Raw genomic sequence first — 21,114 nt, forward strand, 5'->3', positions numbered from 1 at the left:
CGCATTGTTTGGGTTCAATTCACCACTGCAGCATGCTTACGCATTAACGTGTGAAACATGTGAAAACGCGGATCTTAAAAGTCGCGTTTGTGCCATCGCCATGCGCTCGGTATGGGCGATGTCGACGATCAGCACTAGCTGACTGCTTCTACTCCAGAATGGTTTTTCAGTGCACCGCAGGAACGCGATGCTAGATGACGGGATGATAAATGGTATTAGCGGTTTATCAAACAATTCATAATATTTTATCGAAAAATATAAAGGCGCTAATCGCTCTAGCTTAGCGCCGCGACGCACGCATGCCGAAGGCAAACCCTCCCCCGAGTTTGTGTCCCCCGATCGACTCGGAATCAATCGCGCGTCTTGACCACCTGCGCGGGCCATACGATCTCCAGTTCCAGCGCAATTGAACGCGCCAGTCCTTCGAGGTCCGGGAAAAGCGATGCGTTCGTGATGTTCATTCTGTACAACGAACGCATGGCTTCGTCCCGTAAAGTCGACGGCAACACGATCTTGCGCAGCAGTTCGTCGCTGCAGGTGTATTGATCAAGGATCATGTCGAGCGGTTGATGCAGCAGGCCGGGCAACACGAACGTGCCCGCTTGCGCGATCAGCCGCTGATCCATTTCGGCGGGTTCGCCAAACCACATCACCGGGTTTTCGTCGCTAAGATAAAACCTTTCGAAATTTCCGGGCAAGCGTGGGTCGATCATCTCTCGTATAAGATGCGGTGCCGAAACCGGGACTGCGCGATCCGTCCACAACGCGGGGGTATTTACCGCGAAAACAGCTGCGTCAGTCACAGCGCGCTCGAGCGCAAAAAACGCGGCAACAAATGGCGACTTGGTGAAATCGAGCAGTCTGGTCGGCGCACCGTGGTGTTGCATCAGCCCGAGGCAACGCAGGTCGTCGGACAGCGCGCGGACATCGGAAAGATAGTTATGCGCCTTTCGCCTGAAGATGCGAATGGCGCGCTGCTCCTGAATCCGCCACGCCGAGCGGTCAGGCACGAATGCGGACAGGTAGCGCGATAACGAACTTTGCAACGGCCATCGCGCGTCTTGCTGACCGCGAAACGCCCAGCCATCGAGTTCTATGGTGAGACTCATGAACTCCTGCCAGTTCGACACAATAATGGTTTGCATTGTCACTTATCCAGAGTAGCACTCGCTGCTTACTGCCCGATCACAGGTCCGGGCGCGGTAGAAGCAGCCGACACAGCATCCCATAGGAGGAGATGCGGAAGAGACGCGCCGCAGGGTTCATGATCCAACTTTTGAGCGGGGCGCGCTGCCCAGACCTCCCAAAGCTGCAATCAAACCCAGCTCGAAAACCTTTAACCGCGATGTCATATCATGTTTGCTTCGCGACCATCAATACCCCACAGGCAGATCGACATGACCGACAACGGCAACCCGCTGCTACAAGACTGGCAAACGCCCTACCAATTGCCGCCCTTCAAGCAGATCCAGTCCGAGCACTTCGCACCCGCATTCGCGGTGCTCTTCGAGCAGCATCTGGCGGAAATTGATGCACTTGCTGAAAATCAGGCCGCGCCCACATTCGACAACACCGTGGCCGCGTTCGATGCCGCCGGCGCCACGCTTGATCGTGTGCGGCTGACTTTCGAAAATCTATGCGCCTCCGAGTCACCGGCTGCGTTGCAGGCCGTGGAGCGCGAGATGGCGCCGCTGCTGGCCATGCACGACAGCAAGGTGTCCATGCACGCTGGTTTCTTCGCGAGGCTCGACGCTGTCCACCGGCAAGCTGCCGTGCTGGATCTTAACGAAGAGCAGCAGCGTCTGCTGCAACGCATGCATACCGATTTCGTCCGTACGGGGGCCACGCTGCAAGGCCTCGACCGCGAGCGTTTCGCGGCCATCGCCACGCGGCTCGCTGATCTGCAGACGCAATTCGCGCAGAACATACTCGCGGATGAATCCGGCTACCAGTTGCCGTTGACATCGGAAGCGGAACTGGCCGGGTTGCCTGATTTTCTGCGCCAGTCGGCACGTAGCGCCGCAAAAGAACGCGGTATAGAGGGCTACGTGATCACGTTATCTCGTTCGCTGGTGCAGCCCTTTCTTACATGGTCTACCCGCCGCGATCTGCGCGAGACGGCATGGCGCGCCTGGACCAGCCGCGGAGAAAACCCGGCACGCGACAACCGGCCGATTGCTCGAGAAATACTGATGCTGCGGCAAGAACAAGCACGTTTGCTCGGCTATGAAAACTTCGCTGATTACGCGCTTGCCGATCGCATGGCGGGCAAGGCGTCTGCGGTCCACGCGCTGCTTAGCCAGGTATGGGAGCCGGCGAAGGCCAGCGTTGAACAGGAGCGGCAGGCATTGGCCGCGCAGGCTGCCGCGCTGGGCGAACCTACCGACATTGAACCGTGGGACTGGTATTACCTCACGGAGAAGGTACGGGTTACCCGCTACGCACTCGACGATGCGCAAGTGAAACCGTACTTCAGTCTGGACGCTATGCTCGCCGCCATGTTCGATTGCGCGGAACGCCTGTTCGGCGTGCAGTTTGTCGAACAGACCGGCGTGCCGCTGTATCACCCGGACGTGCGCCTGTGGGAGGTGCGCCGCGGAGCTGAACAGGTGGGACTCTTCCTTGGCGACAACTATGCCCGGCCTAATAAGCAGGGCGGTGCGTGGATGCATGTTTATCGCAAGCAAAGGCGTCATGGCGGCAAGGTGACGCCGATCGTAGTGAACAACAATAACTTCGCCCGCACCGACGATGGTCCGACGCTGCTGAGTTTCGATGACGTACGCACGCTGTTTCACGAGTTCGGCCACGGCCTGCATGGCTTGCTGTCCAATGTGAACTACGGTCGCCTGTCGGGTACCAATGTCCCGCAAGACTATGTGGAACTTCCTTCCCAGTTGATGGAAAACTGGGCCACGGTGCCGGAAGTGCTTGCGAAGCACGCGCGTCATGTAACGACTGGCGAGCCTATCCCGGCTGCGTTGATCGAGCGTATCCGGGCTTCCCAGACTTTCAACCAGGGGTTTCAGACAGTCGCCTATACATCGTCAGCTTTGATCGATATGGCGCTGCATCTGCGGAACGATCTTGATGGCATCGACATCGCCCGGTTCGAGATAGCTGAGCGGGAGCGTCTCGGCGTACCGCGCGAGGTAGGCATGCGCCATCGGCTGCCCCACTTTGGACATATTTTCAGTGGCGGATATTACGCCGCCGGGTATTACGTCTATATGTGGGCGGAGGTCCTGGAAGCCGACGCGTTCGATGCATTCGAAGAAGCCGGCAACGCATTCGATCCCGCGCTGGCGGACAAGCTGCATCGATACGTGTACAGCGCTGGCGACAGCCGCGAACAGGGCTCGGCGTTCCGCGCTTTTCGTGGCCGCGATCCACGCGCCGAACCCATGTTGCGCAAACGCGGATTGCTTCGGACTGAGTGAAGCGGCCTTATTGGCGGGCCATGAGCGCATCGAATCAAAGTGACTGGCCCGATCCATCCTCGCCTATCTGTATAGGGCGCCCTGGCGGTCCGTGAAGCAATAATAACGGCTCGTCATTGGTCAGCACTATCAAGCCAGGGGGCACTCATGGACCGTCGCTATGTCACAGCCGATGTATTCACGGACGAAAAATTCAAAGGCAATCCGGTCGCTGTCGTGTTGGACGCTGAAGGTTTGTCGGCAAACCAGATGCAGGCGATCACAGCAGAATTTGGGTATAGCGAAACCACATTTGTATTGCCGCCCCGCGATCCTGCCAACACGGCCTGGGTGAGAATCTTTACACCAAGCCGCGAAATTCCTTTCGCCGGACATCCGAACATCGGTACGGCGTTTGTGCTGGCTGCGAGAGCCGCATCGGCTCAGACGCCTCTGCGAGATCAACTCGTGTTTGAGGAGGCCGCGGGGCTGGTTCCGGTTACTCAACTGAAAGAAGGCGGGAAGCTGGTCGGGGCTGAACTCATTGCGCCAGAGCCGCTAGCCCGGCTGTCGCACGTGCCGCGGGAGCGCGTAGCAGCTTGTCTTTCCCTCGATCCCGCCGATATCCTCGTCGACGCTCACCCACCACAGGTCGCCTCGGTCGGCCTCCCGTTCGTCGTTGTTGAACTTGCGTCCCGGGATGCACTGCGCCGGTGTACACCCAACCTCGTCGCTTACAAAGGCTTGCTGCCCATTGATGGCGCTGTGTCCATCTACGCCTATACACGCGATGCAAGCCGCGACGCGACTAACGCTGACTGCGATCTGCAAGCCCGCATGTTCACGCCCCGCATGACGGAAGACCCGGCGACGGGCAGCGCAACGGCCGCCATGGCAGCGCTCGTCGCCCAGGTCCGGGGGCAATCGGATCTCGTGCTGCGCGTGGGTCAAGGCGTAGACATGGGGCGGCCGAGCGTCTTGATCGCCAGCGTGGATACTGACAACGGCAAGACAAGGGTCCGCATTGGCGGCAAATGTGTCAGCGTGATGGAAGGATCGTTTTGGCTCGCTTCTTCTGAGCTGACCTGAGCGTGAGCAGCAGCGCGGCCAACGTAGAGCTTCGTAGCCCGCTTTGGCTACGCCCTGCTCTATTCAGTGCCGATGATGCATCCACCAATGCCGAGGATGCTCAGTCGTGCGCTCGCGTTTTTGAGCGGGCCATTTCGACTCGTTAATTAACAGGATAATTGCCACCAGCGCCAAGCCGCCGAGACCGACCAGTACGTTGATTAAATCGATGGCGGAACTGTGCAAGGTTAGTCGCGACGCGGATCCAAGGATATCCATTACCGTGTTTACAAACTCGTCCATGATGCCCTCCTGCGTCCTCTGCACTTACCTCTTTATGATAGGTAAACAGAGGCTTAAGAGTAAGCGGTCAGTATTCAAAATTCTTAGGTATTTTCACGGGTGGATTCCAGCGTTTCCGGCTAACGTGCCGAAACAATCGCTCTTGCTACTCGATTAATGGGCGACCGGCCGATATCCATTGCTCCAGCTCTTTCAGCCTCAACCTGTAACGGGCAAAGTTGTGTTCGCCGAGCCTGGAAATGTCGCCTCTCACCATGTCGATAAGGCGCGCCGCTTCGTCGTCCCGAAGCTTGAACTCTGCGATAACGGTTCCCAGTGCTTCCCGATCCCGCACGATCCGCGAGACCATCTCATTGATGGCTTCGCGGTACCTTGCACGGAACGGATCTGGCACTCCGGCGGCGTCGATCTGCGCTGCATACTTGGCAATGGAGCGGCGATAAGTCCATGCAAAGAGATCCGCTGCAATACTCGTGTCGAGCCGCTCATAGACACCGATTTTTGCACGGGCATAGTCTTCGTCGCCCACATCCAGAAAGCTGAGCGGCGCGCAGTTGTACAGCAGCAGCGGGATGTTCGCACTAAGGCGGCTGGTTCGTTTGTTGCCGTCCTCGAAAGGCTGGAGGTAGGCCAGGTTCACCCAAAGGAAAAACGCGGCTTCGACGGGATTTTTAATGTGACGCGCCTTCTCGGTGATCTGCTCCAGCATTTCACCAAGCAAAGAAGGCACGTGAGACGGGATATAAACGGTATTGCTGATATTCACGACTCTTTCGCGAATCGAGCCAAGTGCGCCCTCATCATTAAGCAGTCCTTGCATCAGCAATGTGTGCAGATTGCGAATGACCATTGCAGTCAATCCGTACGATGGCACGTCGTCGATCAGGAACTCGATCGCCCTCTTATGGTTGAGCAACATGGTGGCGTCTTTATCGGCCGGATCGGCGGTTCCGGCGTCGAACAAGACCTCGGTGTCGAGCCTCGAATATCGATTGCCCTCAAGACGTGAGGAGGAGAAGGACAAATCGATCAGCAGCGGCTCAATGACCTTGCGCGCGTACGTGCCGGCGGGTTGCTGGCCCGGTGATCGTCCTTCTTGATACAGATCGTTGGCGAGCGCTTGGGGAAGAAGGTAGCTCTGGTTTGGCACGTAGCCGTCAACAAAATGCCGTTGATAGCTGATGGGCTGACGCGCCCCCAGCGGGACGTTCAGTTCGTCGATAAGCGCCGCAGCAGCCTCAGACCAGGCTGGCGAAGCCGTCAGTTTCGCCTTGGCCGGGCTTGCAGCCACCACTGAAGCCATGGGTTCGACTTTGCGCCCCGGCAACCTGTAACGGACAGCCGAAGTTGCTCCAACCCGTTCGACCTTGCCGTCGCCGATGAGTCTGTCCAGATAGCGCAGGACCGTTGCTGGCGGAGCGCCCATTGCCTCGGCGATCTCGCGGCGTGATAAGAGATCCTGGCCTGCTGCTGCCCGTCTCACCAGAAGGTCCGAAATGGCGCTGTACAGCTCGCGCTTTGCCATGGTGGCCACCTAAAAATGATTTAAGAATGATTCTTGAATCAATCTTAAATCAAAATTTGATTTGAGGGGCCATTTTGATTCGAGAATGAGGTGAGAATGATTCAAGAATGAGGCGATGGAGCACGAAATAAGCGATCCAATCGCTCTCCGCATTCGCGGAGCAACAGCCTGCTTTCGAGAGCACTCCGCCTAAGTGAGTGAGCGCTGGCGAAGGATTCAAGCCGTCATCCGAGCCAGCCATGCAGCCAAAGACGCCTTGCCGCGCGCGCAGTTTCCTGCGGCGTAACACCGCACGCCATCTCTTAAACGTAAAAACCTTTCAAGTTAAAGGGGTTAACTGCCGTTATGTCCTTGTAACGCGAAACGCGTTCTCGCGTTACGTTCCAGATCGAAGAAAGGACACAATAAATGCGCAATAACCAGCCCGTCTCGCAGCAGGAGTACGACTTTCCCGCATCAGACATGCTCGTTTCGGCCACGGATCTTTCAGGCAACATCAAATACTGCAATCCCGCCTTTGTCGAAGTCTCCGGCTATTCGAGAGAAGAACTCATCGGCCAGCCGCACAATCTGATCCGCCACCCCGACATGCCCCGCGAGGCTTTCGCCGACATGTGGTCGACGATCCAGGAAGGTCGCCCGTGGACTGCCCTGGTCAAGAACCGTCGCAAGAATGGCGATTACTACTGGGTTCGCGCGAACGTGACGCCGGTGATCGAGCATGGCAAGGCCGTCGGTTTTCTTAGCGTGCGCGTGAAGCCGGGCCGCGACGAAGTAGCAAGCGCGTCCGGCCTGTATGCGCGGATGCAGGCCGGCGCAATGGGTTCGCTGCGCCTGAAACGAGGCGCGCTTGTACGCACCGGCCTGGCCGGCAAGCTTGGGGAACTGATGCGCATGCCGGTCGCGTCGCGTATTGCGATTGGCTATGCAGCCGGACCGCTGGCGGTGCTCGCGACCGGGTTGATCGCGTACCAGGGACTTCCGCCACTGCCCTTGTGGATCGCCTTTGGCGTGAGCGCACTGACGGGCGCCATCGGCTGGGTGACCGTTTCACATCACGTAGGCGCGCCCGTGCGCGTCATGTCCCGATTTGCCGCGCGCATGGCCGCCGGTGATCTGACGGCGGCGATGGAAACCGGCGCTCGCGACGACCTCGGCGACGTCCAGCGCGCGCTGAACCAGCTCAAGGCGAACCTGTCCGCAATGGTCCTCGATGTACGCGGACAGATCGGCGGGATGATGGATGCTACGCGGGAAATTTCGAGCGGCAACATGGATCTGTCGCGCCGGACCGAATTGCAGGCTGCGTCGCTGCAGCAAACCGCCGCGACGATGGACCAGTTGACCGCCACGGTAAAGGGCAACGCGGACGCGAGCGTGCGCGCACTGGATCTGGTGAAGGACGCGCAGACCGCAGCCAGCGATGGCGGCAAGATCGCGATCCAGGTCGAGCAGACCATGGCCGGCATCAACACGGCGTCGCAGCGTATCGCGGACATTATCGGCGTGATCGACGGTATCGCGTTCCAGACGAATATCCTCGCATTGAACGCGGCGGTGGAAGCAGCGCGTGCAGGCGAAGCGGGCCGCTCGTTCGCGGTGGTCGCAACAGAAGTGCGCAATCTCGCGCAACGATGCGCGGCGTCGGCGAAGGAGATCAAGGCGGTGGTGGAAACCAGCGTGGCACAGATCGCGGAAGGGACCGACCTGGTGTCACGTACAACCCTCCAGATGCATGCAATCGACGCGGCCGTGCTGCGGGTGTCGACGATCATCGGAGAGGTGGCGAATGCGAGCAGCGAACAGGCCGAGGGCATTCGTCAAGTGAACCAGGCGGTAGCGCATCTGGACGGTTCAACCCAGCAGAACGCCGCGCTGGTCGAGCAAGCTGCTGTGACTGCGCAACGGCTGGCCGAACGAGCCGATGTGCTCGATGACGCCGTGCGGTTATTTACTGTTGGGCAAAGGTGAGAGGAGCGCTCGCGGTACGTTTGATGCGAGCGCAACCCCAGCTTAATCAGCATCGGCGGCAGGCTCAGCGTCCAGCGCCAGCACTGTCACCCCTACATCGATCCGATGTGACCCGCCGCCGAGAATCATCCCCCGCAGCAGCGATACGTCGCTATAGTCCCGCCCCGTCGCGAGCGTCACATGTTCGAGATCGGCGAGCACATCGTTTGTCGGATCAAGATCGATCCAGCCGCTGCCGGGACAAAACACCGACACCCAAGCATGCGATGCATCCGCGCCGATCAGCTTCTCCTGCCCCGGCGCGGGATCATTGCGCAAATATCCGCTCACGTACCGGGCCGGCAACCCGAGCGCACGCATGCAGCCGATCATCACCTGCGCAAAATCCTGACAGACGCCCCGGCGCATTTCAAACGCGCGATGCGCAGGCGTGTCATAGGACGTTGCCAACGGCTTGTACTTGAAGTCCCCGTGAATCCTGTGCATCAAGTCAATCGCGCCTTCCGCCAGCGGTTTGCCCGCGGGAAAACTCTCCAGCGCGTAATCCCGCAGGTCCTGTCCGAGACTGATATTGGGCGACGCAAAGCAAAACTCTGTCTCAGGGCGAAACGGCGCACTGGCGCTAAAACGCATACCCTTCGCGACCTCGTCCCACGCCGGCGTGGTCGCCGGATCGAGCGAGGCCCATCGCGGCGTCAGTTCAACGGTTGTTTCGCTGACCATCTGCAATGAGCGGTGCGGCGACTCGAGCGAAAAATACAGCACGTCGTTACCGAAGGTATCGACGCGACTATTGATGTAAGGCGGCTTCGGATCAATGCTTTCGGTGTGTGAGATCACACGTTGCCATGCGCAATTCTGCGGCCGGATAGTCGCGAGATGCTGGGCCGTTTCCACGTACGTTGAATAGCGGTAGGTCGTCCGGTGCGACACCCACAACACGGTTTTCGGAATCTTCACGACGACACCTGCAATGCCTGCGTATTCGCGTGGCTGAAGTAACGTGCGCTGATTTCATGCGCAGCGGCGCTCACGTGATCGCCGAGTGTCTCGCAGGCCTGGATGAGTTCGCCATAGTTGCCCTCCTCGTCGGTCGTACAGAGTTGCTCGAGTCCTCGCAGCGACTTCAGCAACAGCGTTGCTTCGCTGAACGCGCCGTGATTTGTATTGCCGGCCGCAATCGAAATCTCGTTGAGCTTCGTGCACAAGCGCGAATACACGCCATACAGCCCGCGCGGGTTGGTCGGCTCGACCACCAGCAGGTCGATCAGCGCGGGAACCTCGAAACGCCCCGGATAAAGCGATCGATACGTGAGCGTGCTGTCGAACAATTGCAGCAGCAGATCGAACCCGGCCGGCGTCGTCATCTGGCCATGCTCGGCGACTACGCGCAGGAAGGTGGTCATCGTCCATACCCGTTCGATATGCCGTCCCGCGAACACCAGCTTCCACGCTTCATCGCGCGTCATGCGGTCGCCCTGAGCGCCGCTGATCGCGAGCAGTTGCGTCGATAGTGCTTCAAGCGTTCGCGTCAGCTTCACCCGGTCGTAACGCTCCACGCCCGGTCCCGGCTTGAACTGCTGGATGGCGTCGCGGAAATCGTTTCGCGCGGCCAGGATGGTGCGCCAGTGATCGGTCGAAAGACGTCCGCGGATTTCGCTGCTCGCGCGCACCTGGCTCGCCAGGTTCTGGCCGATACTCGCCGCCGTGCCGTTCTCGCCTATGTTGGCGACCAGCAAACGTTCGAGCCCGCGCGCGGTGTGCCCCTGGAGCGGTGTGCCCGGCGGCAACAAGCCACTTTGCCACGCCAGGTCCACCATGGTCTCCAGCATGCCCTCGGAGTCGTTGCTATCAATAGACGAGAGGATCACGCGCAGCAGCCGCACGTTGTTCTCCGCGCGCTCTCCGTATCGTCCGGCCCAGAAGAGGTTTTCTGCAGCGCGGCTCGATACGGTCCGATGCTTGCGCGCAAGGTCGGCGGGTTTAATAGGCGTAGGGAGCAGCGAGAAGGTTGAACCCGGCTTGCTCGACAGCACCCAGGTGTCGACGCTGCTGCTGCCGTATTGCATCGATACCGACGGTTGCCGCTCAGCCCCAAGCCGCGTGAATCCGCCCGGCATCACGGACCAGCCGCCATCGATGTTCGCAATCGCATAAACACGCAGCACCGACGGCCGTCCCGTCAACGTGTTGTCTTCATAACGCGGCGCGTGTGAACTCGGAAACAGGTTCTGGATGGTGAACGCATCAGGCATGGCGTCGATCCGCGCGCGCCAGCCGGCCAGCGGTTGCAGGCCATCGCCGAAACCGCGCGGACCGCCGCCGTTGAGCGGCAAGCCCGGCCAGGTGGGAATCACGAATGCCTTGTCCAGACGTGCCAGCACCGCTTCGCGCGCCGCTGCTTCACCGCACCACCAGGTCGGCACGCTGGCGAGTTCCAGCGGCTCGCGCAGCAGCGCACGCGAGATGGCCGGCAGGAAACCATGCAGCGCCGGCGATTCGACAAAACCCGAACCCGGCACGTTGGACACCATCACGTTGCCGGCCCGCATCACCTGCAACAGGCCCGGCACGCCGATGGTCGAATCGGCGCGCAATTCGACCGGATCGCAGAAGGCATCGTCCAGTCGGCGCATCAGTACGTGAACCCGTTCCAGTCCGGCGAATGTCTTCAGGAACAGCATGTCGTCGCGCACGGTCAGGTCCTTGCCTTCGACCAGCGTAACGCCGAGATAACGCGCAAGGAACGCGTGCTCGAAGAAGGTTTCGCTGAAAGGCCCGGGCGTCAGCAATGCGATATGCGGCGAGCCTTCGCCCGACATCATCGCCCGGCCGCCCTGGACCAGCGCGGCGATCAGTTGCGAGTAGAACGGGGCGAGCCTCCGGACCTTCATGGAGCGGAACGGCTCGGTGAATACGTCGGAAACGATCAACCGGTTTTCCAGCGCATAACCCAGTCCGGACGGCGCTTCCGTGCGGTGCGCCATCACGGTCCAGGTGCCGTTGGGAGCACGCGTCAGGTCCACGGCAACAAGTTGCAGATACTGCGCGCCGGGCGGCACGAAGCCCTTCACCGAGCGCAGATAGCCTGGATGCCCGAACACCAGCGCGGGCGGCAGCAGGCCGTCATGCAGCAGCGTCTGCGGCCCGTAGATATCGGCGACGATGGCATTGAGCAGCTTCGCGCGCTGCGTCACCGCGCGCTCGATCACCGACCACTCGCTTTCATCGATAAGAAACGGCAGCAGGTCCAGCGCCCACGGACGCGGCTCGCCCTTGTCCGCGTAGACGTTGTAGCTGATGTCGTTGTCGCGGACCTGCTGCGCGATGGAAGCGGTCGCCCGGTCGAGGCCGGCTATGCCGTCGTCGCCGAGCGCATCGAAGAATTGCCGCCAGGGAGCGCGCAACTGGCCCGACGCGTCGCGCAGTTCGTCCCAATGACCCTCCCGGGCCGGTACCGCGCGAAGGTGTGACGACACACTCGCGCGGTTCGTGATTGCTTCAAACGGAAGCGTGGATTGGAAGGCCAAATTGAGCAGCTACCGTTGAAGAGTTGATGAGGCTACCGTCGGCGCAAATCGAGCGTGAACGGAAACTCCAGGCTGCGCTTCGGTTCTTCCACGACCATCCGTCCAGGCGTATGGCCGATTCTGAAAAAGCGCGCGCGCCGCCGGCTTTCCGCCTCGTATGCGTTGACCGGATAGGTCACGTAATTGCGGCCACCCGGATGGGCTACATGATACCGGCATCCGCCGATAGACCGGTTGCTCCAGGTGTCAACAATGTCAAACGTAAGCGGTGCATCCACGCCAATCGACGGATGCAGCGCCGTCGGCTGGGACCATGCCCGAAAGCGCACGCCGGCCACATGCTCGCTAACCCGGCCGGTGGGTTGCAGCGGCAGCGGCACGCCGTTGACCGTCACCACATGGCGGTTGTCGTTGAGACCGAGCACCCGCACTTCCATCCGTTCCACCGACGAATCCACATAGCGCACCGTCCCGCCCGGCGACCCCTGCTCGCCCATCACGTGCCACGGCTCCAGCGCGCTGCGCACGGTCAGTTCGATACCGTTCGTCTGGACCGCGCCCACCAGCGGGAACCGGAACTCGAAATGCGGCGCAAACCACGCGGTATCGAACGCATAACCGGCTTCGTTGAGGTCCGCGATGACATCGTGGAAATCCATTTCGATAAACGTACCAAGCAGGAAACGGTCATGCAGTTCCGTGCCCCAGCGCGTGAGGCGCGTGGTGTACGGCTTATCCCAGAACCGCGCGACCAGCGCCCGCAACAGCAATTGCTGGACGAGGCTCATGCGCGCGTGCGGCGGCATTTCAAAACCCCGCAGTTCGAGCAGGCCGAGGCGGCCGGTGGGACCATCGGGAGAATACAGCTTGTCGATGCAGAATTCCGCGCGGTGCGTGTTGCCGGTCACATCGATCAGCAGATTGCGCAACGTCCGGTCGATCAGCCACGGCGGCAGCAACGCGCTGTCGCGCCCGCCCAGGCGTTCAAGCTGATGCTCGATCTCCTTGAACGCGATCTCCAGCTCGTAAAGCTGGTCGTTGCGCGCTTCGTCAACGCGCGGCGCCTGGCTCGTCGGTCCGAGAAACAATCCCGAGAACAGGTACGACATCGAAGGATGGTTGATGAAGTACGCGATCAGGCTTGCAAGCAGGTCGGGACGCCGCAGGAACGGGCTGTCGGCAGGCGTCGCGCCGCCGAGCACGAAGTGATTGCCGCCGCCCGTGCCGGTGTGGCGCCCATCCGTCATGAACTTCTCGGTGCTGAGGTAACTTTCATGCGCCGATTGATACAGGAACTCGGTGTGATCGACGAGTTGATCCCAGCTCGACGCCGGATGAATGTTCACCTCGATCACGCCCGGGTCCGGCGTGACTTGCAGCATCTTGAGACGGGCATCGCGTGGCGGCGGATACCCTTCTATCACCACTTTCATGCGCAGATCGGCAGCGGTTGCTTCAATGGCCGCGAGCAGGTCGAGGTAGTCATCGAGTTCGGTCAGCGGCGGCATGAACACGTGCAGCAGGCTCTTGCCGCTTCCAAACGATTTCTCTTCAACTTCGGGTCCCGCCGCACGCGCCGGATCTCGCGCTTCAACGCACAACGCCGTACGCCGGATCCACGAAGCAGACTCGCCGCGTGAGGGCTCGCGGGTTGACGTTGCAGGCGCGCTTGCAGGCGCATGCCCGGTGCCCGAGGCTACGCCAGTGCCTGCTTCTACACCCTCGCCCGTTCTTCCTTCTACACCTTCTCCAACTACCGCTTCCCCGCGATATTGCATGCGCAATTCCATCGCCTGACGCAACGGCGCTGGCGGCCCGAACGGGTCGTGCGGATGTTGATACGGATAGTCCCCCGCACTCACCCACGGCAGCGATTCAAGCGGCAGCCGATACCCCATCGGCGAGTCGCCGGGAATCAGGTACATGCGGCCATCGCGGAAAAACCAGGGGCCGCTGACCCATGCCGGCGCTTGCATCGGGATATCGCGCTCGCGCGCTATAGGCAGCACATAACCCGTCACCTGCGACAAGCCTGCATCGAATACGCGACGCAAGCGCATGCGTTCCATCTCGTCGTCGAGTTCCGATTCGAACGGGTCCACATTCACCGGCAAGCGACGTTCACGCCACAGGTAGTAGAACGTGTCTTCGTAGCCGGGCTGGATATACGACGGATCCAGCGAGACTTTGCTCGCCAGATGCTCGATAAACCGCCTCGCATCTTCGGCCGTGTACTGGCCAGGATCGCGTTCATCGGCGAATAGCTTGGGGTCTTCCCAGATCGGCTCGCCATCGGCACGCCAGAACAGCGACATGGCCCAGCGCGGCAACTGCTCGCCCGGATACCACTTGCCTTGACCGAGATGCAGGAAGCCGCCTACGCCATAACGTGCACGCAGCTTGTCCATCAGCGAGACGGCATAACCGCGCTTCGTCGGCCCCAGTGCGTCGGTGTTCCATTCCGCCGCGTCGCGGTCGCTCACGGCGACGAACGTGGGCTCGCCGCCCATCGTCAGGCGAACGTCCATGTCGGTCAGTTCCTGATCGACTTGCGCGCCCATCTTCTGCACCGCGGCCCACACTTCTTCCGTGTACGGTTTCGTCACGCGCGGGGTTTCGAGTACGCGCTGCACCTGCATGATGTGCTCGAACTCGACTTCGCTTTCATCGACAGCGCCGGAGATCGGTGCGGCGCTCCCCGGTTCGGGCGTGCAAGCGACGGGGATATGCCCTTCGCCGGCCAGCAGCCCGGAGGTCGGGTCGAGTCCGATCCAGCCCGCGCCGGGCAGGAAAACTTCGCACCACGCGTGCAGGTCGGTGAAGTCGACTTCGGTGCCGCTGGGGCCATCGAGGGACTTCTGGTCGGGGGTAAGCTGGATCAGGTAACCCGAAACGAAACGCGCGGCCAGCCCGAGCTGACGCAAGGTTTCGACGAGCAGCCAACCTGTGTCGCGGCACGATCCCAACGCTTTTTCAAGCGTCTCTTCCGGCGTCTGAACGCCGGGTTCCATGCGGATCACATAGCCAATGTCGTGTTGCAGCCGCTGGTTCAGTTCGACGAGGAAATCGGCCGTTATCTTGGGCGTCTTGTCGATGCTCTCGACAAACTTCGCCAGCAACGGTGTTGGCTCGCGCTTGACCAGATACGGAGCCAACTCGACCGCGAGTTCCGGTTCGTACGCGAACGGGAATTTCTCGGCGTAGGGCTCGAGGAAGAAGTCGAAGGGGTTGTACACCGCCATCTCGGCGACCAGATCGACCGTGATCTTGAATTCCCGCGTTTTCTCGGGAAAGACAAGCCGCGCCTGATAGTTGGCGAACGCGTCCTGCTGCCAGTTGATGAAGTGTTCGGCTGGCTCGACCCGCATCGAATAGGAAATGATCGGGGTACGGCAATGCGGCGCAGGCCGCAGGCGCACGACCTGCGGTGAAAGGCCGACGAGGCGGTCATAACGGTAGTGCGTGACATGGTTCAACGCGACACGGATTGACACACCTGACTCCTGGACGAATTTTGGCAATCTTCAAAAGCAAACTCCATGCCGTTTGGTTGAACGCACCATCGGGCAAGGCTCCCGGGAACTTCCATGCACTCAATACTGCGGTTAAACCGTTTTCATCGTCCGCTGACGCACCAAATTAGAGCGTAAAACGCCCTTTACGTCTGGACTGGACCGTTCCTGCGGCGGCACGTGGCTTGCTTGATAACCACCATCGCAGTTACTACGCCCGCCTTCCAGCCTATCTCTTCAATATGAAAACATTCCATTGCGGCCGTTGCCAGCATCACGTTTTTTTCGAGAACGTGAAATGCGAATCCTGCGCGGCGTTGCTGGGCTTCGTGCCTGAATTGTCTGAAGTTTGCGCGTTCGAACCGGCCGGCGAGACGCTGTGGCGCGCGCTGAATCCATCGGCGAACGGTGCGCTGTTCCGGCAGTGCAACAACTACGCGCTCGAGAATGTCTGCAACTGGATGATCCCGGCCGACTCGCCTGACGTGTTGTGCCCGGCGTGCAGCCTGACGCGCACCATCCCCAACCTGTCCCAGCCGGAAAATCGCGTCTACTGGTACAAGCTGGAGACGGCCAAGCGGCGCCTGTTGTTCGCGCTCTCGGCGCTCGGGCTGAACACGGATTCGCGGCGGACCAATCCGGAAACCGGTTTGCAATTCGAGTTTCTTGAAGACGGCGACAGGGGGTCAAAGGTGCTGACCGGTCACGACAATGGCCTCATTACGATGAACATAGCCGAAGCCGACGACGCCCTGCGTGAACGCATGCGCGCGGATATGCACGAGCCGTACCGGACCTTGCTCGGGCATTTCCGGCACGAGATAGGCCACTACTATTTCGATCGTCTCGTGGCGAATACGAGCTGGGAAGAGCCGTTTCGCGAGATGTTCGGCGATGAGCGCGCCGACTACGCTCAGTCACTCCAGGCCCATTACGACAATGGACCGCCGGCCGACTGGGACCAGTCTTATGTGAGCGCGTACGCTACCACGCATCCGTGGGAAGACTGGGCGGAGACGTGGGCACATTACCTGCATATCGTCGACACGGTGGACACTGCGGCCGCATGCGGATTCAAGCTCGATCCGAAGTCCGACAACGAACCGTCGCTTACCGAGATCGAGCCGGTCGAGAACACCAGTTTCGATAACCTCATGAAGCAATGGTTTCCGCTGATGTATGCATTGAACAGCTTGAATCGAAGCCTGGGCCTGGCCGATGCATATCCGTTCACGCTCTCGCCAAAGGTCGTCGCCAAACTGCGTTTCGTGCATAGGGTAATTGCGAGCGCGAGTGCCCCGAAACAAGCGGACGAAGCGACTGCCGACGTTCAGCAAGACATCAAGCAGGATCAGCCGGCGGCAGCGGGTTGATCGGAAATTAATCAGGAGTTCGATGGTTTTAACTCCGCCTTGAACATCGTCCTGGTGAAGCAAGCGAGGTCGATGCCGAGGTCGATGCCGATGTCGATGCATTAACTCCCCGGCCACTCATGCGCCCCAACCTAAAAAGGTCAGTCCGATGAAGCTCCGCGTTGGTTACGAACTGGTCTATGAATGCGTGCAGCCAACCCCGATGCTGCTGATGTTGAACATGCACGCATCGCGGGCGCAGAACATCCTTGTCCCGGACATCCTGAGGGTCAACCCGCAGGTGCCCTACTCGCAGTATCACGATTCATTCGGCAACCTGTGCAGCCGGCTGGTTGCACCGCAAGGCTGGCTTACGCTGTCCACGCAGGGATTGATCGACGTGCCGCCTTATATGGAGTTGCCGGAGCCTAACGGTTATCAGCATGCCGTTGAAGAGTTGCCCGACGAGTGCATGCAATTCCTTCTCGGCAGCCGCTACTGCGAGACCGACCTGCTCTCCGATGCCGCCTGGCAGATGTTCGGCCATACGCCCCTCGGACGCGCCCGGGTGCAGGCTATTTGCGACTACGTTCACGGGCACATACGGTTCGACTACAACTGCGCGCGTCCGACCAAGACGGCATTCGAAGCGTACCGGGAAGGCGTGGGCGTGTGCCGGGACTTTGCTCATCTAGCCGTCGCGTTATGCCGCGCGATGAACATTCCGGCGCGTTATTGCACGGGGTATATCAGCGATGTCGGTTTGCCGCCGCCCTACGCGCCCATGGACTTCTGCGCCTGGATCGAGGTGTATCTGGGCAACACGTGGCAGACATTCGATCCCCGCAACAATGCGCCGCGCACCGGACGCGTATTGATGGCGCGAGGCCGCGACGCCGCCGACGTCGCGTTGAGCAACACGTTCGGCGCCACCACGCTGGTGAGGTTCAGCGTGGTCTGCGAACCTCAGTAATCCGCACGACGTATTCAACCAGGAAAATTCAGCAAAGCGCAGGCGCCGTGCGAGCCAGCCTATGGAAGTGGCGACCGAAATAAATCAGGCTGTCGCCGTCGCCGCGCACGACGATGTCCGCCACTTCCACGAACATCACGGAGTGCGAACCAACTGTTTTAGTATCGACGATACGGCCTTCAAGGCTGGCGAGTGCATCGGCGAGAACGGGCAAGCCGAGGCGTCCCGCGGTCCATGCCTGCTGCTCGAATCGTTCGCTCATCGGCAGGTTGGTCATGCCGGCGAAATGACGCGCCAGCTCCTGGTGATCGGCAGGCAGCACGTTGATGCAGACGTTGCCATTGCCCGCGAGCATGGCATGCGCCGCGCTGGACTGGTTCACGCAGACAAGCATGGTGGGCGGCGTGTCGGTAACCGAACACACCGCGCTGGCGGTCATGCCGCAGCGGCCGCGCGGACCGTCCGTGGTGATGATGTTGACGGCCGCCGACAGGTACGCCATGGCCTCCCGAAACAGCTTGCGGGTGCTTTCGTTATTCATGTCCTGTTCCCCGGTTCACGCTAATACCCCTGAAACACCCGAATACAACGGACTGTTGCGCCTGGTGCGTTTCATCGGGTCGTTCGCCGGGAATGGCGGGCTACATAACGACCGTGGCGACCGTGCGATGGGCAAACCAGGCGGCTGCATCCGGTAATGGCCGTAGCTTGCCGCGATCCCGGCAGGCCGGTATGCCTGCTGGACCACATCCGCGGACAAATGATCGGGGAACGGCCACGCTGCGTCAGCCGGATTGCCCGGCTGCCGCAGCAGTTCAGCGCATGGGTTCGCTACGTGGAAAGATGGCGCCCGATGTTACTTCGCAAACAGCGAAGCGATGTTCGCAAACGCCTTGATCTCTAGCGCATTGCCCGACGGGTCCAGGAAAAACATGGTCGCCTGTTCACCGACTTCGCCCTTGAAACGCACATGCGGCTCGATGATGAATTCCACTCCGGCCGCCGTGAGTTTGTCCGATGTCGCTTGCCACTGATCCATTGGCAGCACCACGCCGAAGTGCCGGACCGGGACTGCATCGCCGTCTACCGCGCTCGTCTTCCGATGACCGATTTCGTCCGGCGCGAGATGGGCCACGATCTGGTGCCCGTAGAAATTGAAGTCCACCCAGTCGGCAGAACTGCGGCCTTCCGGGCAACCGAGCAGGTCGCCATAAAACTCACGGGCGGCCGCAATGTCATGGACCGGAAAGGCGAGATGAAACGGGGAAATGGCAGCAGTGGTGTCGCTCATGGCAGGCTCGGATATCGGTTGAATTACGTATTCGACGACGCGGACGAGGTCTGTCCGCACCGCGTTCATGGTGCGCGAAAAATGGATGTCACGCCATGGATGGACAGTTTAGGGCAACGAGAATAGTTGAATAATGATAGTTTTTTTAGCTCAGCATCAATAAAATTGATTAATCAAAACCTGCCAAAGATCCACCAAAGCGGTCGACAAAGTCATGATGCGAGAGCTGAAAACCTTTCTGGCGGTGGTGCGTTTCGGGACGTTCGCGAGTGCCGGGGCGCATATCGGACTGACGCAATCCGCTGTCAGCGCGCAGATCCAGCGGCTGGAGGAAGACCTGGGTTTCCTGCTATTCGACCGGACCGGACGCTCGGCCACGCTCAATGCCGCCGGCAAGCAGACGGTCGACACGGCCGAGGAATTGTTGTCGGTTTACGCGCGCCTCGCCGCGCGTGGCGGCACAGCGGAACAGTCCGGCCTGCTGCGGGTGGGGGCTATTGCTTCTGCACAGGCTTCGTTTCTCGTCAGCGCAATCGAATTGTTCCGGCGGACTTCGCCCGGGTGGCGAATCCGCGTGGTTCCCGGCGTGTCGCTCAACTTGCTCGCGCAGGTGGACTCCGGCGAGGTCGACGTCGCGGTGATCATCAAACCCCCTTTCGCGTTGCCGGCCGAATTGCAATGGCGCACGCTGCTCACCGAAACCTTCGTGCTGCTGGTCCCGCGCGAGCTTGCGGACCGGCCGTGGCGCACGCTGCTCAAGTCAGAGCCCTTTATCCGATACGAGCGGAGCTCCTTTGGAGGCCGCCTTGTCGACCGCTTTCTCAGAAGGATTCGCGTGACGGTGCAGGACGTGGTCGAACTGGATGAATTGCAGGGAATCGTCGGGCTCGTGGCGCACGGGGCAGGCATTGCGCTCATCCCGCAATCGTCCGCGCTGCATATACCGGAGACCGTGCGCGCGTTGTCTCTTGGAGACGATACCTTCACGCGTGAAATCGGCCTCGTCCAGCGGCATACGAGAAATGAGCAAACCGTCACCGTGCAATTCGCCGGGTCTGTCTGTGCAGTTCTGCCACGGTGAGGGATGCCGCTTCATTGGGGTCCAAGGCGCAGGGGAACGGAAAACCGGGTTAAGCCGCGCTCTCGCAAGAGCGCCGGGATCTGGTTGGTCTTGGCTCCTCTTCTGAACGTGTCGCGCTAGGCCCAGTGGCGGCTCAGGAACGCCGCCACCTCGTCGAGCGCGCGGCGCGCGGTCGGCAGGTCTCTCGTCGCACCCTGGAAGACGTGGTGCAGCCCTTCGAAGATATCGAGCCGCACCTCGCCGCCCTTGTCCGCGGCCGCCTGCGCATAGCGCCGCGCGTCGTCCAGCAGGATCTCGTCGCCGCCCACCTGGATGAGCAACGGCGGCAGGACCTCGGGCACGGCGTAGAGCGGTGACGCCCGGCCGTCCTTCGGATCGGCGCCGGCAAGATAGGCTCCTGCAGGCCCAGCAAGCATTTCCGGCTGAAAGATAGGGTCGTGAATGTCGGGACTGGTGAACGAGGCGCCGGTCATCGCCAGATCGAGCCAGGGCGAAAAGACCGCGACGGCCGTTATCGCCGGCGAAGTCGCTGCATCGCCGAGCACGCTGAGGGCCAGCGCGCCGCCTGCGGAGTCGCCGACCAGCGCGACCTGCGAAACACCCTGGCCCTGGCTGCCCAACCAGCGGCGAACAGCGGCGGCGGCCTCAGGCGCGGCCGGGAACACGTGCTCCGGAGCCAATGGATAGTCGGCCACGAACGCCGATACCCCGGCGCGGACCGCGACCTGGCTGGCCAAGCCACGATAGGCCTTGGCCGAGCCCAGCAGGTAGGCACCGCCGTGCAGGAAGAGGATTGCCCGATCGGCCGGGGCACCGCTCGGGCGCACCCACCAGCCGCTGACGCCGTCTCGGTTAATGGCTTCGAGGGTGACGCCGTCGGCGATCGGTGTCCTGGCGATCAGCGTGTCATAGGTCTCGCGCTGATCGCCGGTCGGGTTCGAGAACAGCTGGTGGATCTCGGCGAGCACAGTTTGCTCAATTTGGCGCTCGTCGTCTGATAGAACGTGCCGGGTCTCGACAAAGGCTGTCGTGGCAACAGTGGTTGTGGTCATGGAATTTTCCTCAGGGTTTTTGAGGCCAGAAAGCACC

15 protein-coding genes are annotated in these 21,114 nt (G+C 60.7%); 6 read left to right on the top strand and 9 right to left on the bottom strand.

The annotated features are described in order from the left end of the window. Positions 1-350 precede the first annotated feature (350 nt). Positions 351-1,145: an FRG domain-containing protein gene (locus ACSQ36_RS31780; protein ID WP_213763712.1), complete on the bottom strand. Its 795-nt coding sequence runs from the start codon at positions 1,143-1,145 to the stop codon at positions 351-353. Positions 1,146-1,397: 252 nt separating this feature from the next. On the opposite strand from ACSQ36_RS31780, the gene ACSQ36_RS31785 reads away from it, so the two are divergent. Both ACSQ36_RS31785 and ACSQ36_RS31790 read left to right on the top strand, forming a co-directional pair. Continuing rightward, positions 1,398-3,440: a M3 family metallopeptidase gene (locus tag ACSQ36_RS31785; protein ID WP_436185113.1), complete on the top strand. Its 2,043-nt coding sequence runs from the start codon at positions 1,398-1,400 to the stop codon at positions 3,438-3,440. Between the two features lie 147 nt (positions 3,441-3,587). Continuing rightward, positions 3,588-4,508 carry a PhzF family phenazine biosynthesis protein gene (locus tag ACSQ36_RS31790; RefSeq protein ID WP_436185114.1) on the top strand — a complete coding sequence of 307 codons (921 nt, stop codon included), beginning with the start codon at positions 3,588-3,590 and terminating at the stop codon, positions 4,506-4,508. A 63-nt stretch (positions 4,509-4,571) separates the two neighbouring features. On the opposite strand, the gene ACSQ36_RS31795 is transcribed toward ACSQ36_RS31790, so the two are convergent. Together ACSQ36_RS31795 and ACSQ36_RS31800 are read right to left on the bottom strand one after the other, a co-directional pair. Continuing rightward, positions 4,572-4,790, bottom strand: coding sequence for a hypothetical protein (locus ACSQ36_RS31795; RefSeq protein WP_436185115.1), 219 nt, complete (start codon positions 4,788-4,790; stop codon positions 4,572-4,574). 145 nt (positions 4,791-4,935) lie between these two features. Beyond that, on the bottom strand, positions 4,936-6,315 hold the full coding sequence (locus ACSQ36_RS31800; RefSeq protein ID WP_436185116.1) for a Fic family protein: 1,380 nt from the start codon (positions 6,313-6,315) through the stop codon (positions 4,936-4,938). Positions 6,316-6,723: 408 nt separating this feature from the next. Here ACSQ36_RS31800 and ACSQ36_RS31805 point away from each other — a divergent pair, with 408 nt between their 5' ends. Continuing rightward, positions 6,724-8,286, top strand: a complete 1,563-nt coding sequence (locus ACSQ36_RS31805; RefSeq protein ID WP_436185117.1) for a methyl-accepting chemotaxis protein — start codon at positions 6,724-6,726, stop codon at positions 8,284-8,286. Between the two features lie 42 nt (positions 8,287-8,328). Here the strand turns inward: ACSQ36_RS31805 and ACSQ36_RS31810 are convergent, their stop codons facing one another. Genes ACSQ36_RS31810 through ACSQ36_RS31820 form a run of 3 tightly spaced genes read right to left on the bottom strand, consistent with a single transcriptional unit; the run spans position 8,329 to position 15,310 of the window. Continuing rightward, the gene (locus ACSQ36_RS31810; RefSeq protein ID WP_436185118.1) at positions 8,329-9,246 is read right to left on the bottom strand and encodes a transglutaminase family protein; all 918 of its coding nucleotides are present in this window, start codon (positions 9,244-9,246) and stop codon (positions 8,329-8,331) included. Next, positions 9,243-11,816: a circularly permuted type 2 ATP-grasp protein gene (locus tag ACSQ36_RS31815; RefSeq protein ID WP_436185119.1), complete on the bottom strand. Its 2,574-nt coding sequence runs from the start codon at positions 11,814-11,816 to the stop codon at positions 9,243-9,245. The genes ACSQ36_RS31810 and ACSQ36_RS31815 overlap by 4 nt, the downstream gene beginning before the upstream one ends. A 32-nt stretch (positions 11,817-11,848) precedes the next feature. Further along, complete coding sequence (locus ACSQ36_RS31820) at positions 11,849-15,310, bottom strand: DUF2126 domain-containing protein (RefSeq protein ID WP_436185120.1); 3,462 nt, start codon at positions 15,308-15,310, stop codon at positions 11,849-11,851. Between the two features lie 260 nt (positions 15,311-15,570). Between ACSQ36_RS31820 and ACSQ36_RS31825 the strand changes: the two genes are divergently transcribed. Together ACSQ36_RS31825 and ACSQ36_RS31830 are read left to right on the top strand one after the other, a co-directional pair. Next, on the top strand, positions 15,571-16,701 hold the full coding sequence (locus tag ACSQ36_RS31825; protein WP_436185121.1) for a zinc-binding metallopeptidase family protein: 1,131 nt from the start codon (positions 15,571-15,573) through the stop codon (positions 16,699-16,701). 148 nt (positions 16,702-16,849) lie between these two features. Then, positions 16,850-17,653, top strand: coding sequence for a transglutaminase-like domain-containing protein (locus tag ACSQ36_RS31830; RefSeq protein ID WP_436185122.1), 804 nt, complete (start codon positions 16,850-16,852; stop codon positions 17,651-17,653). 28 nt (positions 17,654-17,681) lie between these two features. On the opposite strand, the gene hpaC is transcribed toward ACSQ36_RS31830, so the two are convergent. Continuing rightward, positions 17,682-18,194 (bottom strand): 4-hydroxyphenylacetate 3-monooxygenase, reductase component, encoded by a 513-nt coding sequence (hpaC, locus tag ACSQ36_RS31835; RefSeq protein ID WP_436185123.1) that lies wholly within the window; start codon positions 18,192-18,194, stop codon positions 17,682-17,684. Positions 18,195-18,509: 315 nt separating this feature from the next. Then, on the bottom strand, positions 18,510-18,944 hold the full coding sequence (locus tag ACSQ36_RS31840; protein WP_213763723.1) for a VOC family protein: 435 nt from the start codon (positions 18,942-18,944) through the stop codon (positions 18,510-18,512). A 214-nt stretch (positions 18,945-19,158) separates the two neighbouring features. On the opposite strand from ACSQ36_RS31840, the gene ACSQ36_RS31845 reads away from it, so the two are divergent. After that, positions 19,159-20,025 carry a LysR family transcriptional regulator gene (locus ACSQ36_RS31845; protein ID WP_213763724.1) on the top strand — a complete coding sequence of 289 codons (867 nt, stop codon included), beginning with the start codon at positions 19,159-19,161 and terminating at the stop codon, positions 20,023-20,025. A 116-nt stretch (positions 20,026-20,141) separates the two neighbouring features. Here ACSQ36_RS31845 and ACSQ36_RS31850 read toward each other — a convergent pair whose 3' ends face one another. Beyond that, the gene (locus ACSQ36_RS31850) at positions 20,142-21,077 is read right to left on the bottom strand and encodes an alpha/beta hydrolase (RefSeq protein ID WP_436185124.1); all 936 of its coding nucleotides are present in this window, start codon (positions 21,075-21,077) and stop codon (positions 20,142-20,144) included. Between the last annotated feature and the right edge of the window lie 37 nt (positions 21,078-21,114).

This window comes from Caballeronia sp. LjRoot34, assembly GCF_964253815.1.
Classification (GTDB): Bacteria; Pseudomonadota; Gammaproteobacteria; order Burkholderiales; family Burkholderiaceae; genus Caballeronia.